Here is a 13,824-nt window from a genome sequence, read left to right as displayed (position 1 = left end):
GCTCCCGTTCGGCCCTAATGCACGACCGTGACCCGCTCCGGCCGCACGGCCCGCAGCGCGTCGAGATGGAGGTGCGAGAGGAAATTCGGCGCCGCGCCGGCGGGCGCGTAGCCGCGTGCCATGGCCCAGCGGGCCTCGTCCTCCAGCGTGATCAGCTGCGACTGCAGCAGGTCGACACGGAAGTCCTGGTCCTGCCAGCTGGGCGCCAGGCTGCTGGGCTCGACGCGCAGGCGCTCGGCTACCAGTTGCAGCGCCAGCTGCGGTTGCTCGCGCTGGAAGGCCTCAGCATTTAGCAGGGCGCGCAGCAGCTTCTCGAGCGTGCGGGGGTGCTGCCGCAGATAGTCGTTCTTGCCGATCAGCACATAGGTCGCGGTATAGGCATGCGGCTCGGTCAGCGAGACGGCGTCTTGGCCCAGCGCCGTCACCGCGCGGCCGCGCGTCGGCTGCCAGGCCGCGATCGCATCGAGCCTGCCGTCGGCCAGCTCGCGGTCCAGCCGGTCCGGCGCGGCGTCGACCAGGGTCACGCTGTCGGGCGCGAGCTTGTGGCGGGTCAGAAAGGCCCAGAGGTAGTACTCGCCGCTGGTGCCGCGCGTGATGCCGATGCGCTTGCCCGCCAGCTCGCCGGGCCGGCTGATCTGGCGGTCGCGCCGTGCGATCACGGCCATCTCGCTGGAGGCACTGGCCACCGAGGCGACGATGGCCAGCGGCTGGCCATTCATCACATTGACGACGAAGGGCACTTCGGCCGCCGCCGCGAGGTCGACCTTGCCCTGGGCCAACTGGTCCAGCGCGACCTTGCCATGCGTGGTCGGCACGATGCTCACGTCCAGCCCCTCGGCCGCGAACAGTTGCCGGGCGGCGGCGATATGCAGCAGGGCCGCATGCGGGGCCGAGGGCACGGCGATGCTGAGCTTCTCACCCGGCGCCGGCTTGCCGGTGGAGTACCAGGCCAGCAGGCAGAGCGGCACGAGGATCAATGCCAGCACGAGGCCGGCAATCACCCACATTCGGCGGCCGGGCGCCAGCCCGACCGCCCCGGCCTCAGGCGGAGCGCTCATTGCATCGACTCCCTTGCACGACATCGCCCGAGGGCTGGCGTCTCATCGGCCCGCCCGGACACGATCATGCAATGCATGTGTTTGCGGCAAATGTAAGGGCGCTGCCGGGGACTGGCAAGGCCTGTCCCCCGCACAGGGGAGAGTGCGCCGGGAGGGGCGGCGTCACGCCCCTTGCCGTCCGGCGCGCTTGGAGCTCTGGAAAGGGCGGAGGCTAGTGGTTCTTGACACCGGCCGCCACATGGCCGGCCGGCACATGGGCGGTGGCGTTCTCGACATGGCCGATCTGGTCGTCGAAGAAGAAGTCGGGTTCGAACTCGCGCAGGAACTCGCCCTTGGGCAGGCCGCCGAGGAACATCGCCTCGTCCACCTCGATGCGCCAGTCCATCAGGGTGCGCAGCGCGCGCTCGTGCGCCGGCGCGCTGCGCGCGGTGACCAGGGCGGTGCGGATGCTCATCGCATCCTCGCGATCCTGCTGCAGCCGGTGCAGGGCGGCCAGCACCGGCTTGAAGGGGCCGGCCGCCAGCGGCGTCAGCACGCGCTCGCGCTCATGGGCCTGGAAGGCATCCAGTCCGTTGGCCTGGAAGACCTGCTCGGCCTCGTCGGAGAACAGCACGGCATCGCCGTCGAAGGCGATGCGCAGCTCGCGGGGATGGGCACCGGAGGCGCGCGCCGACTGCGGGTAGACGCGTGCCGCGGCCACGCCGGCGGTCAGGGCCGAGCGCACGTCCTCCTCGTTGGCGGAGAGGAAGAGCTGGGCCTTGAGCGGGCGCAAATAGCGCCAGGGCGAACCGCCGCGCGTGAACACGCCGCGCTGGATGGTCAGGCCGTAATGCTGGGCCGAGCGGAACACCCGCATGCCCGAGACCGGGTCGTTGCGCGAGAGCACGACGACCTCGACCCGCGCTGGCACGCCGGCGAGGTTGAAGCCCAGCAGCTTGTGCACCAGGGAGAAGGCCACGCCGGGCTTGGCCGGCAGGTCCAGGCGCTGCTGCTGCAGGCGCATATAGGCGCGGTCGTCTTCGGCCTCGAAGAGTTCGTTCTCCTCCTCGAAATCGAACAGGGCGCGCGACGAGATGGCGACGACCAGCTGGCCGTCCAGACTTGCAGGCATGCGGCCATCATAGTGGCCGCGCCCTTGCGCTCAGTGCGTGAACCCGATCGGATTGCGCCGGGCTTCGGGCTCCGGCAGGTCTTCGCAGAGGACGGTGCTGCGACGCGCCAGCTTGGCGTTGCCGAAGGCCGTCATCCAGGCGCGCCGCATCTCGCGCGGCGCCAGCTCGGCCATGCGCTCCAGCAGCGCTGCGCTGGGGGTCTCGTCGAAGCGCCGGCCCCAGTCGTGCTGGGCGCGGATCGAGGCATAGAGCCGGGCCGCGATGCGGCGCGCGGCATCGGCATCGGGCGCCTCGATCTCGTAGATGTTGACGCGGTTCAGTATCGGCCCGGGGATGGCGCGCGCGTCATTGGCCGTGGCCACCCAGATCACCTGGCTGGCATCGACCGCCACCTCGGCGAACTCGTCGGTGAAGCTGCCGGCGGTGTCATGCTCCAGCAGGCTGTAGAGCGAGCCCAGCGGGTCGTAGCTGGCCTCGCCGCCGGCCTTGTCGATCTCGTCGACCACCATCACCGGATTCGCGTAGTCGCCGTCGACCAGGGCCTCGAAAACCTTGCCGGGCCGGGCGCCCTTCCACTGGCTGGAGGCGCCGGAGAGCACCCAGCCGGCGGTCAGCGAACTCATCGAGACGAAGCCCATGCCGGTGCCCAGCAGGGCCGCCAGCTGGCGCGCGAAATGGGTCTTGCCGACGCCCGGCGGGCCCAGCAGCAAGAGGGGCGTGATTTCCAGCGCATCGCCGCTGTCCTCGCACAGCGCGATCTGGCGCCGCACATCGTCCAGCACCGGATGGAAATTGGGCAGCTCGTCGTAGAGCTCGGACATGACCGGCAGTCCCGAGGGCTTGACCTGGAAGCGCTGCGGCCCCTTGTCCAGCATGCGCTGGTAGGTGCTGCGCAAGGCCTCATGCTCGCGCTCGTGCAGCTTGGCGAGCTTGCGCTCGACCTCGCTGACGCTGAACACGCTGCGCATCTGCGCGATCGGGATGCGCGGGCTGACACAGGCGATGGCGTTCGTGCTCATGGCTCAACTCCCGTCCTCCGGGCTCAGGACTCAAGTCTATTCAAGCAAAGCCCGGGCGCGCGCGGTGTAGGAGAAAACCCCGGATCGTCGAATAGTGCCGTTCGCCGCGGCTTATTTGACCCAGGTGTTGAGCTGGATGATCGGCAGCAGCACCGCCAGCACGATCAGCAGCACGATCGCGCCCATCGCGACGATCAAGAGCGGCTCCAGCAGGGTGGCCGCCGCCATCGCGCGGCGCTGCACCTCGGTGCCCAGCTGGCGCGCGGCGCGCTCCAGCATCTCGGGCAGGGCGCCGGTCTGCTCGCCCAGGCGCGCGAACATCGCCAGGATGCCCGGGAAGCGCTTCTTGCCGGCCAGCGCCGAACCCAGCGGCGCGCCCTCGCGCACCTGCACCAGCGCGTCCAGCGCATCGGCGCGCATCGCGCGGTTGGAGAGGGTCTCGGCGGCGGCCTGCAGGGCCTTCAGGATCGGCACGCCGGCACCGGCCAGCATCGCCAGGGTGGCGGCAAAGCGGGCGCCGTTGTAGCCGCGCGCCAGCCGGCCCAGCAGCGGCAGGTTCAGCGTGGCGGCATCGAAGCGCTCGCGGAAGGCGGGCTTGCGCAGCGCCCAGGACAAGGCCGCGAAGCCGCCCGCCAGCAGCGCCAGCATCAGCCAGCCCCAGTGGCGCACGAAGTCGCTGACGGCCAGCATCGCCACGGTCAGGAAGGGCAGGGCGCGCTTGCTGCCGGTGAACACGGTGGCGATCTGCGGCACCACATAGGTGACCAGGAAGATCACGATCACCAGCGCGATCAGCGAGACGATGGCCGGGTAGGCCATTGCGCCGATCAGCTTGGCGCGCAGCTCCTGGCGCTGCTCCAGATCGTCGGCCAGGCGCTCCAGCACCGCGCCCAGGGCGCCGCTCTGCTCGCCGGCGGCGACCACGGCCCGGTAGACCTCGTCGAACTCGCGCGGCGCGCTGGCCAGCGCGCGCGCGAAGGTCGCGCCGGCGTTGACCTCGGCCTTCAGCTGGGCCAGCAGCTCGGCCTGGCGCTGGTCCTCGCTCTCGTCGGCCAGCGCGGTCAGCGCACGCTCGATCGGCAGGCCGGAGCCCACCAGGCCGGCCAGCTGGCGGGTCCAGACCGAGAGCGTGGTGGCGCTGAACACGCGGCGCTTGAAGCTGAAGCTGCCGCGCCCTTCGGCGCCATGCTGCTCGACCGGCTGCACGCTCAGCGGCACCAGCTGCTGCGCGCGCAGCTGGGCACGCGCGGCGCGCGCGTTGTCGGCCTCCAGCAGGCCGGTGCTGCTGCGCCCGGCGGCGTTCAGGGCTTCGTATTTGAAGGCGGGCATGGCTTAGTTGCGCCTAGTCACGGGTGACGCGCAGCACCTCTTCGGCCGAGGTGATGCCCTCGTCGATCAGGCGCTCGCCATCCTCGCGCATCGAGCGCAGGCCCTTGGCACGCGCCGCCGTCTGCAGCTCGCCTTCGGAGACGCGCTGGTGGATCAGCGCGCGCAACTCGTCGTCCACCACCATCAGCTCGTAGACGCCGGTGCGGCCCTTGTAGCCGGTCTGGCCGCACACCGGGCAGCCCACCGGGTGCCAGCGGCCGTCCGGCCCCTGGCGCCGGCAGGCCGGGCAGAGCTTGCGCACCAGGCGCTGGGCCTGCACGCCCAGCAGGCTGGAGCTGAGCAGGAAGGGCTCGACGCCCATGTCCATCAGCCGGGTCACGGCGCTGGGCGCGTCATTGGTGTGCAAGGTGGCCAGCACCAGGTGGCCGGTCAGCGAGGCCTGGATCGCGATCTGCGCGGTCTCGTAGTCGCGGATCTCGCCGATCATGATCACGTCCGGGTCCTGGCGCAGGATGGCGCGCAGGGCCTTGGCGAACGTGAGGTCGATCTTGGCATTGACCTGGGTCTGGCCGATGCCGGGCAGCTCGTACTCGATCGGATCCTCGACCGTCAGCACATTGGTGGTCTCGGTGTCCACCTTCTGCAGCGAGGCGTAGAGGCTGGTCGTCTTGCCCGAGCCGGTGGGGCCGGTCACCAGCACGATGCCGTGCGGCTGCTGCACCAGCTGCTGGAAGGCGGCGAGCACATCGCCGCTCATGCCCAGGCCTTCCAGCGTGAACTTCGACTCGGTCTTGTCCAAGAGGCGCAGTACCGCGCGTTCGCCATGCGCCGAGGGCAGGGTGGAGACGCGCACGTCGATGGCGCGGCCGCCGATGCGCAGCGAGATGCGGCCGTCCTGCGGCAGGCGCTTCTCGGCGATGTCCAGCTCGGCCATGATCTTCAGGCGCGAGATCAGGGCCGCATGCAGGCCGCGCTTGGGCTGCACCACCTCGCGCAGGGTGCCGTCGACGCGGAAGCGCACCGCGCTCGCGCGCTCATAGGGTTCGATGTGGATGTCGCTGGCGCCGTCCTTGGCGGCCTGGGTCAGCAGCGCGTTGAGCAGGCGGATGATGGGCGCGTCGTTGGCCGCCTCCAGCAGGTCTTCCACCGCCGGCAGGTCCTGCATCATGCGCGACAGGTCCACCGCGCTTTCCACCTCGCCGACCACCATGGCCGCACTCGACTCGCTGCCGGCATAGGCGCTGGCGATGCGCTCGGCCAGGGTGCCCTGGGCCTCATGCTCCAGCCGGTCCAGCGCATAGAGGCGCTGCACCTCGGACAGCGTGGACAGCGCCACCTCGGGCGCGGCCCACAGGGTCAGCTGGGTGCCGTCGTCCTCCAGCAGCACGGTGTGGGCCTTGGCATAGGCATAGGGCAGGGGGTGGCGGATGGCCATGGCGGCAGCCTCGCGCTCAGTTCGACGAGGGCGCCGAGGCCGGCACCGGCACCGGCGTGGCCGCCGGCGAGTCGATCCGCGGCACGGCCGGCACCGAGCCGGGCAGCGCCGGCAGCACCGGCGCGCCGGTGTCGGGCAGCATCACCTTGGGCTTGGGCGCGGCCTCCTGCTGGGTGGCACGGATCACCTCGTAGCGGTCCAGCGTCAGCTGGTCCAGAGTCTTCTGGTCGCGCATCACCACGGGGCGCAGGAACACCATCAGATTGGTCTTGACGCGCTTGCGGTTCTCGCTCTTGAACAGATTGCCCAGCACCGGGATGCTGGCCAGGCCCGGCACGCGGTCCTCGCCGTCCTGGTACTCGTCCTTCAGCAGGCCGCCCAGCACCATGATGGCGCCGTCGTCCACCACCACCGAGGTCTCGATCGAGCTCTTGTCCGTGGTGGGGCCGGCGCTGGAGCTGCTGGTGGCGGCGATCACCGAGGAATTCTCCTGGTAGATCGTCATGCGCACCGTGCCGCCCTCGCCGATCTGGCTCTTGATCTTCAGGGTCAGGCCGACGTCCTTGCGGTCGATGGTCTGGAAGGGATTGACCGAGCCGGAGCCGGTGCCGGTATTGGTGAAGCTGCCGGTCACGAAGGGCACGTTCTGGCCGATCACGATCTTGGCCTCCTCGTTGTCCAGCGCGACCAGGTTCGGCGTGGAGAGGATGTTGGCGCCGGTGTTGGCTTCCAGGAAGTTGGCGATCGCGCCCAGCGTGTAGAAATCGCCGATCTTCCGTAGCAGGCCGATGTTGAGGCCCTGGTTGACGCCGCTGGAGATGGCCGTGGAGATGCCCGTCAGGCCGCCGGCCGTGGCGGCCGAGAGGTTGACGATGTTGGAAAAGCCGCTGCCGAAGTTGGTGCCCAGGCCGCCGATCGTCGAATCGCCCTTGTTGCCTGAGATGCCCTGCCATTGGAAGCCGAACTGCGCGGCCTTGCTGGCGTCGACCTTGACGATCATCGACTCCACATAGATCTGGGCCCGACGCGAGTCGAGCTGGTCGATCACGGCGCGGATCTGGCGGTACAGCGGCTCGGGGGCGGTGATGATCAGCGAGTTGGTCGAGGGATCGGCCTGCACGAAGCCGCCGGTGGACGGGCCCGCGGAGGCGGCCACCGGCGTGTTGGCCACGCTCGAGCCGCTGGCGCTGCTGCCGCTGCTGCCGCTCAGGCTGCCGGTGTTGAGCGTGCCCTGGCTGGCTGGCGTGAGGGCCGAGCTGCCCAGGCCGCTGCCGCTGGCGGCGCTGCCGGTCGAGCTGCTGCCACTGCTGCTGCCCGCACCGCCGCCAAAGGCGGCGCGCAGCACGGTGGCCAGCTTGGTGGCGTCGGCATTCTTCAGGTAGACCACGCGGATATTGCCGCTGGCGTTGTTGTCCAGCGCCGGCTGGTCGAGCTTCTCGATCATCGCGCGGATGGCGGCGATGCGCGCGGGGTTGGGCGCGCGCAGGATCAGGGCGTTGCTGCGCGGGTCGGCCAGCACGCTCAGCGCGCCGCCGCTGACGCCCGGTGCCGCGCCGGCCGTGCCGCCGCCGCTGCCGTCGGCCAGGCGCTGCACCAGGGCCGCGATGTCGGACGCCACCGCATGCTTGAGCGGCACCACCTCGATGTCGGTGCTGCCCGGCGTGTCCATCGCCGCGATGATGCGCGAGATGCGCTGCAGGTTCTCGGCGTAGTCGGTGATCACCAGGCTGTTGTTGCCCGGATTGGCGTTGATGGTGTTGTTGGGGCTGATCAGCGGGCGCAGCACCGCGACGAGATTGTTGGCGTTCTCGTGGTTGAGCTTGTAGATCTGCGTGAGGATCTGGTCGCCGCGCTGCTTGCTGTCGCCGCCCACCACCACCGAGCCGGTCTGCAGCTTGGCATCCGCCTCGGGCACCACCTTGTAAAGGCCGCCGGCCTCGACCACCGTGAAGCCCAGCCCGCGCAGGCCGGCCAGGTAGCTGAGATAGGCCTCGCGCACGCTCAGGGGTTGCTCGCTGTAGAGCGTGATCGTGCCCTTGACGCGCGGGTCGATCAGGAACTGGCGGTCCATCATCGCCCCCATCGCGCGCGTCACCGCCTCGATGTCGGCATTGACGAAGTTCAGGGTCACCGGGGTCTGGGCGCGCAGCGCGGGGCCGCGGGGCGGCGCCGAGGCCGGGCCTTGCGCGAATGCCGGCAGGGCCAGGGTCAGTGCAGCGAGCAGGGGCAGGAGCTTGGCGGTCATGCTCTATCCGATCGAAATGAGGGAGCGCGCACCCTGGCGACGTCCGATGATGTTCAGGAGATTGTTCAAGGCCTCTTCGCGCTCGGGCGCGGCCTGGGCCTCGCCCTGGAAGCGCACCCGGCCGCTGCTGAGGCTGCCCTGGCCATTCAGCAGCAGGGCGCCGTCCAGCGTGGTCAGGCGCAGGGTCGAAACCCCTTCCTGGCCCGGGTTGGCGGCGATGCTGAAGCGGTAGCTGCCCAGCGGCGCCAGGGTCGCGACGCGCGAGGACATGTTGACGAAGTCCAGGTCCAGCTGGCCCAGCTGGCGCCAGCGGCCCTGGGCCCATTCGAGGCTGAAGTCGCGTGCCGCCAGGCGCATGCCGCCGCCGAGCTGCAGGGTGTTCCAGGGCGTCCCGAGACCGCCCAGCAGGGCCGCGGGGAAGCGGGCCAGCCAGTCGCTGCCGCTCTGCGGCAGGCTGACCGAGAAGCGCCCCAGGCCGGGGCGGATCAGCAGCTGCAGCTCGCCGTTGATGCAGCAGGCCTGGCGTGCCGTCAGCAGCAGGGCCATGCCGCGCAGGCCGATCTGCCAGTCCACCCGGCCGGGCAGCACGCTGGCGTCCCGGCTGCCGGCGCCGCCGGTGAGCACCAGCAGGCCGGAGCCGTTCCAGACGCTGCCGCGCGTCTCGGCCAGCAGCAGATGGCCGTCGGTGGCGCGGGCCAGGCCATGGGCCAGCCAACTGGCCGGCGCGAATGCCAGCAGGGCCAGCAGGGCGCCCAGCAAGGCGCCGGCGATGCTCCAGCGCCGCGAGGGGTGCGGGTGATGAGGGCGGGCCGCGCCCGAGCTGTTGATCATGGTGCGGCACCCAGTGCCAGCACGATCGAACCGGTGAAGCCGTTCGCCCCGCGCTGCAGGCTGGCCTCGATCGGACGGGCGCGGGCGGCGCTGCGCACCTCGCCCAGCCAGGTCTGCAGGTCCTCGCTGTCGACACCGTTGAGGCTCAGCACGGCGCGCTCGCCGGTGATGCTCAGCCGCGCCGCCGCGCCCAGATGCTCGCTGGCCGCGCGCAGCGCCTGCTGGGCCTGGGCCGCCGGCACGGCGGGCAGCTGGCGCAGCTCGCGCGCTTCCAGCGCCATGGCCTGCATGGACTGCAGCTGCAGGTCCAACTCGGCCAGTTGGGCCGGCGCCTGGCGCAGGGTCCGCAGGGCCGGGCCGACGGCCAGGCTCCAGACCAGCAGCAGCAGCAGCGCCGTGCCGGCCAGCTGCAGCAGAGCGCGCTCGCGCGCGCCGAGCGCCAGCCAATGCTGCTGCAGGGCCTGCCAGCGCTGGCCGGCGGGGCTGTCGGCATCGAGACCGAGAAGTTTCTTGCTCATAGGGTGCGGGCGCGGCTGAGGCTCATGCGGCCGTCGGCCAGGTCGAGCTGCCAGCCCTCGCTTTGCAGCTGGCGGCGGAATTGCTGGATCTGGGTCTCACTCCAGCCATTGGCGGATATCTGCAGGCGGCCGGTCTCGAAGCTCAGCGCGTCGATCGGGCCGCGCTCGCTGGGCCAGGCGGTGGCGGCCGCGGACAACAGGGTCTCGAGATCCTGCTCGCCGGCGCGGCCGGCATTGGCGCGCAGCAGCTCGGTCTCGCGCCGCATCTGCACCGGCGCGTCGAGCACGGCGCGCACCTGCGGATGGGCGCCGCGCAAGGTGCTGGCCAGCGCCGCGCGGCGTTCCTGCAGCTGGCGCTGCTGCTGCCAGGACCACAGGTTCAGGCCCAGCAGCTGCACCGCGACCAGGCCCGCAAGGCCCCAGCGCACCGGCCGCCAGCGCGGGCTCTGCAGGCCGCGCCAGAACTCGCGCAGCGCGCGGATGCCGCGGGTGCGCGGCGCCAGCTCGAACTGGCGCAGATCCCAGGGCGAGCGCAGCGCCTGCAGGGCGCGCTCGGCCTCGGTCAGCGGGGCGACCGTGGAGCCCAGCCAGCGCTCGGCGGCCGGAATCACGCCGGGCGTGCCGGTCCAGCCGGCGGACTGCACGGTGGCGGGCGGGAACAGGTCGCGGGCCAGGCTGCCGGCCAGGCACAGCGTGGCCGAGCCGTCGGCATGGCTCCAGTTCAGCTGCAGGCCGCGCGCGCCATCCTCGAAGAAATGGCCGCGCGCCTGGCCGCCGATCTGGCTTTCGGGCCAGCTCAGCGGCGTGACGCGGTCGACGAAGAGCTGGGCCCGCTCCAGCTGCGCCAGCTGCTCGGCCAGCGCTGCGCGCTGGGTCACCGCCACCCAGGCCGCTTCGCCGCCCAGCATCTCGGGCTCGATGGCGAAGTGCAGGCTCTCGGTGTCGTCCAGCAGGGCCTCCTCCAGCAGGCCGGCCAGCGCGGCGCGCAGCTTGCTGCGGCCGATGCGCGGCAGGGTCAGGCGTTGCCAGGCGATGTCGGCATCGGCCGGCACGGCCAGCACGCTGTCGGCGCGCGGCAGCAGGGCGGCGGCGGCACGCCCCTGGGCCTCGACATGCTTGCCGTCCAGGGTCAGCACATAGTCGTATTCGCGCGCGCCGTCGTTCGGAGCGACGGGCGCGGTCAGGCCCTGGGCGCGCATCCGGCTGCGCTGGGGCAGGAGAAGGATCAGGGTGCTCATGGCATGAATCGGTGGGGCATTCTAGGAGGAGGTGACGGGCCGGCCGCGCGAGGTGCGCATCAGCCGCCGGTTTCGGCGATCAGGTTGACGCGTTGGCGGCTCAGCACCTGCATGTCGAGATCGCGCCGCCAGATCAGCGAACGTTCCTCCAGCAGGCGCTCGTCCAGGCGCAGCCGGCCGCTGACGATGAAGTAGGACGAGCCGACCGAGGCGCGTTCGGCGCTCAGGGCGACGCTTTGCGGCAGCTGGGCCTTGGCCTGTTCCAGATTGCGCAGCGGCGAGGACTGGCGCGCCTGTACCAGACGCTGGGCCGAGGCCAGGTCCATGCCGTCGAACAGTGCGGCGATCACCTCGCGCGGCGCGGTGTTCAGGTTCACCGGCGTGGGGCGCGGCAGCAGGGTCACCAGGGGGCGCAGGCGCTCGATGGTGTCCGCGCTCAGGCCCAGCCAGCGCAGCTGGTCCAGATCGCGCGGCTTCAGCGCGACGCCCTCGGCATCGGACGAGCCGGCAAAGGCGGCGCGCAGCTGGCTGGCGATGCGGCCGGCGGTGTCGGTCGGCACCGCGGCGCTTTCGCACAGTCGCTCCAGGGTGCGCAGCTCGAGGGCCGGCGTCTCGGTGCCGCCCAGCAGGTTGCGCAGGTTGTAGCGCGCCTGGGCGTCGCTCAGGCTGCCGGACAGGAAGGCCTCGGGCCCCTCGCCGTCGACGACGTTGTCGCGGTCGGCCGCCAGGAAGGTGGACAGCCGCGACTCGGCCAGTGGCACGGCCCAGACCTCGCCAAGATGGTCGACCGGCTCGTTGCGGTTGGCCCGCGCATCCTCGCGCAGGATCAGGCGGGCCCAGTCCAGCGCGCCCTGCAGCACCCAGGCGGCCTGCGCGCGCGCGCGGTCGGCGGCCTCGATCTGCACGGCCCGGTACTGACGCCACACCATGGCCCCGGCCAGGCTGGCGACCAGGGCGACGATCAGCATCGCCGTCAGCAGGGCGGCGCCGCGCTGCGGCCGGCGTCTCATGATTGCGGCCCCAGCAGGACCTGGCGCGTCAGGCTGCCGGCCAGCTGGCCGCCGGGCGCGAACTGCAGGACCATGCGCACGCCGCGGGGCAGCACGCGGGCTTCCGTCGTCTCCACGCCGGAGGCCGCCGAGGCGGCGGGCGCGGCCACGTCGCCGCTGGACTGGGCATTGCTCCAGGCATTGCCGCGATAGAAGAACATCTGCCAGCCGTCCAGTCCGTCCAGCGCCGGCAGCAGCTGGCCTTGGGTGGCCAGCCCCTGCTGGCTGCTGGTGTAGGCCTCGGCGAGCGCGCGGCGAGTGGTGAACACCGGGCTGGCCCAGCGATAGAGCTGGCCGTTGCGCAGGCTCCAGCTGACCAGCTGCAGGCCCGCGTCCTGGCGCCGCGTGATGCGCAGGCTGGCGCCGTCGAAGCTCAGCGGGTCGACCACCTCGCCGTCCTGCAGGGCGCCGAGGTCCTGCTCCCATTGCACCAGCACGGCCTGCAGGCGCTCGCTGCGCTCCAGGCTGCCCTGGCTGATCTCGCGGCTGCGCAGCATGCCGTCGATGCCGCGCCAGGACATCACCGCGATGCCGGCCAGGATCAGCAGGGCCACCAGCACCTCGACCAGGGTGAAGCCCGGCGCATGGCCTTGTCTGGCGGGCGCCATCAGTACCGTCCCATGATGGTGGTGAGCGAGAGCAGGGGCACGCCGTCGGCATTGGCCATCAGCGCATCGATGCGGCGGAAATTGGGGTTGGGCGTGGGCCGTATCTGCAGTTGGCCGTGGTAGTCGCGGCCCAGTTGCTGGCAGCTGAAATCGCTGTCGCCGACGCCGGGGAACTGGCCGGAGAGGCGCAGCTCGGTCAGCTGGTTCTCGGCGCACCATTGGGCGGCGCTGACCTGGAGCAGGCGTTCGGCATTGTCGGTCAGGGCGCCGGCCGCCTTCAGGCCGGCGGCCAGGGTGATGCCGACGATGACCAGCGCCACCAGCACCTCCACCAGCGTGAAGCCGCGCGCGCACCGGCGACTCATGACGGTTCCTCGCTCTCGGTATGGAAGGGCCCCAGCCCGTCGCTGACCAGCAGCAGGCGCTGATTGCCGAGCGACAGGCGCAGGCGCTGCGCACCGATCACCGGCTCCGGCCCCAGGCGCACGCTGGCGGCGCCGGCGATCTCCACCGCCACCGGCTCGCCCAGCCAGCGGCTGGGCAGCTGCATGCGCGCCGGCAGGCCCTGGAAGCGGAAATGCGCGTCGGGATTGTCCGACACCGGGCGCCATTGCACCGCCAGTCCGGCGGCGCGCGCTTCCGCGCGGGCGGTCTCGAACAGGGCCGCGAGGCGTTCGGCCTCGCGTTCCAGCTGGGCGCTGGCCGGATCGCGCAGCGCCAGGCTCAGGGTGGCGGTGGCAATGGCGATCAGGGCCACCACCACCAGCAGCTCGATCAGCGTGAAACCCCGGCAAGGCGATGGCCTTCCCGCCACCCATTTGAAACGGAGGTCTTCCCCAGCGAACGGTGCCGATCCGGCCTTGCCGGGTGGCCGGCGTTGCCCCCTGGAGGGGGCCGGTGCAGCCGGTAGGGGGTGGGTCACCTTACTGCCAGGAGCCGATGTCGGCGTCCTTGCCTTCACCGCCGGCCTGGCCGTCGGCACCGAAGCTGTAGACATCGATCTCGCCCTTCACGCCCGGGTTGACGTACTGATAGGGCCGGCCCCAGGGGTCGTTGGGCAGCTTTTCGACATAGGGCTTCCAGTTGGCCGGTGCCGGGCCGCTGCCGGGCTTGCGCACCAGCGCCTCCAGGCCCTGTTCGCCGGTGGGGAAGCGCTGGTTGTCGAGCTTGTAAAGCTTGAGGGCCTGCATCAGGTTGTTGACGTCGGTGCGTGCCGCCGTGACGCGCGCGTCGTCGGCGCGGTCCAGCACATTGGGCACGACCAGGGCCGCCAGCACGCCGATGATGACCAGCACGACCAACAGCTCGATCAGGGTGAAACCGGTAGTCCGGTTCGCTGGACCGCGCGCCAGCAGGCGCTTGAGGGAGGGGCGTGTTTGCAT

General features: G+C 71.2%; 14 protein-coding genes. All 14 read right to left on the bottom strand.

Annotated elements, in window-relative coordinates:
- Positions 1 to 14: 14 nt before the first annotated feature.
- The 14 genes from AC07OQ_RS08520 to gspG all read right to left on the bottom strand — a co-directional run bounded on the left by AC07OQ_RS08520 (position 15) and on the right by gspG (position 13,824).
- On the bottom strand, positions 15 to 1,058 hold the full coding sequence (locus AC07OQ_RS08520; protein ID WP_495052678.1) for an ABC transporter substrate-binding protein: 1,044 nt from the start codon (positions 1,056 to 1,058) through the stop codon (positions 15 to 17).
- A gap of 211 nt (positions 1,059 to 1,269) precedes the next feature.
- Positions 1,270 to 2,169 carry a 5'-nucleotidase gene (locus AC07OQ_RS08515; protein ID WP_495052677.1) on the bottom strand — a complete coding sequence of 300 codons (900 nt, stop codon included), beginning with the start codon at positions 2,167 to 2,169 and terminating at the stop codon, positions 1,270 to 1,272.
- 30 nt (positions 2,170 to 2,199) lie between these two features.
- Positions 2,200 to 3,189: an AAA family ATPase gene (locus AC07OQ_RS08510; protein ID WP_495052676.1), complete on the bottom strand. Its 990-nt coding sequence runs from the start codon at positions 3,187 to 3,189 to the stop codon at positions 2,200 to 2,202.
- Between the two features lie 111 nt (positions 3,190 to 3,300).
- Positions 3,301 to 4,518 (bottom strand): type II secretion system inner membrane protein GspF, encoded by a 1,218-nt coding sequence (gspF, locus tag AC07OQ_RS08505; RefSeq protein ID WP_495052675.1) that lies wholly within the window; start codon positions 4,516 to 4,518, stop codon positions 3,301 to 3,303.
- Positions 4,519 to 4,531: 13 nt separating this feature from the next.
- Complete coding sequence (gene gspE, locus AC07OQ_RS08500; protein WP_495052790.1) at positions 4,532 to 5,947, bottom strand: type II secretion system ATPase GspE; 1,416 nt, start codon at positions 5,945 to 5,947, stop codon at positions 4,532 to 4,534.
- A gap of 22 nt (positions 5,948 to 5,969) precedes the next feature.
- Positions 5,970 to 8,198, bottom strand: coding sequence for a type II secretion system secretin GspD (gspD, locus tag AC07OQ_RS08495; RefSeq protein ID WP_495052674.1), 2,229 nt, complete (start codon positions 8,196 to 8,198; stop codon positions 5,970 to 5,972).
- 3 nt (positions 8,199 to 8,201) lie between these two features.
- The gene (gene gspN, locus AC07OQ_RS08490) at positions 8,202 to 9,029 is read right to left on the bottom strand and encodes a type II secretion system protein N (protein WP_495052673.1); all 828 of its coding nucleotides are present in this window, start codon (positions 9,027 to 9,029) and stop codon (positions 8,202 to 8,204) included.
- Positions 9,026 to 9,547 (bottom strand): type II secretion system protein M, encoded by a 522-nt coding sequence (locus AC07OQ_RS08485; RefSeq protein WP_495052672.1) that lies wholly within the window; start codon positions 9,545 to 9,547, stop codon positions 9,026 to 9,028. Before AC07OQ_RS08485 ends, gspN begins: the two co-directional genes overlap by 4 nt.
- Positions 9,544 to 10,785: a type II secretion system protein GspL gene (gene gspL / locus AC07OQ_RS08480; protein WP_495052671.1), complete on the bottom strand. Its 1,242-nt coding sequence runs from the start codon at positions 10,783 to 10,785 to the stop codon at positions 9,544 to 9,546. The genes AC07OQ_RS08485 and gspL overlap by 4 nt, the downstream gene beginning before the upstream one ends.
- A gap of 59 nt (positions 10,786 to 10,844) precedes the next feature.
- Positions 10,845 to 11,795, bottom strand: a complete 951-nt coding sequence (gspK, locus tag AC07OQ_RS08475; protein WP_495052670.1) for a type II secretion system minor pseudopilin GspK — start codon at positions 11,793 to 11,795, stop codon at positions 10,845 to 10,847.
- Positions 11,792 to 12,442: a type II secretion system protein GspJ gene (locus AC07OQ_RS08470; RefSeq protein WP_495052669.1), complete on the bottom strand. Its 651-nt coding sequence runs from the start codon at positions 12,440 to 12,442 to the stop codon at positions 11,792 to 11,794. The genes gspK and AC07OQ_RS08470 overlap by 4 nt, the downstream gene beginning before the upstream one ends.
- A complete protein-coding gene (gspI, locus tag AC07OQ_RS08465) occupies positions 12,442 to 12,807 on the bottom strand; it encodes a type II secretion system minor pseudopilin GspI (protein ID WP_495052668.1) in 366 nt (121 codons plus the stop codon). Before gspI ends, AC07OQ_RS08470 begins: the two co-directional genes overlap by 1 nt.
- Positions 12,804 to 13,256: a pilus assembly FimT family protein gene (locus tag AC07OQ_RS08460; protein WP_495052667.1), complete on the bottom strand. Its 453-nt coding sequence runs from the start codon at positions 13,254 to 13,256 to the stop codon at positions 12,804 to 12,806. The genes gspI and AC07OQ_RS08460 overlap by 4 nt, the downstream gene beginning before the upstream one ends.
- Positions 13,257 to 13,365: 109 nt before the next feature.
- The gene (gene gspG, locus AC07OQ_RS08455; RefSeq protein ID WP_495052666.1) at positions 13,366 to 13,824 is read right to left on the bottom strand and encodes a type II secretion system major pseudopilin GspG; all 459 of its coding nucleotides are present in this window, start codon (positions 13,822 to 13,824) and stop codon (positions 13,366 to 13,368) included.

The organism is Roseateles sp. GW821-FHT09B06 (assembly GCF_059418245.1).
Note: the sequence above shows the minus strand (reverse complement) of the source record. Positions and strands in the feature narration are given on the sequence as shown.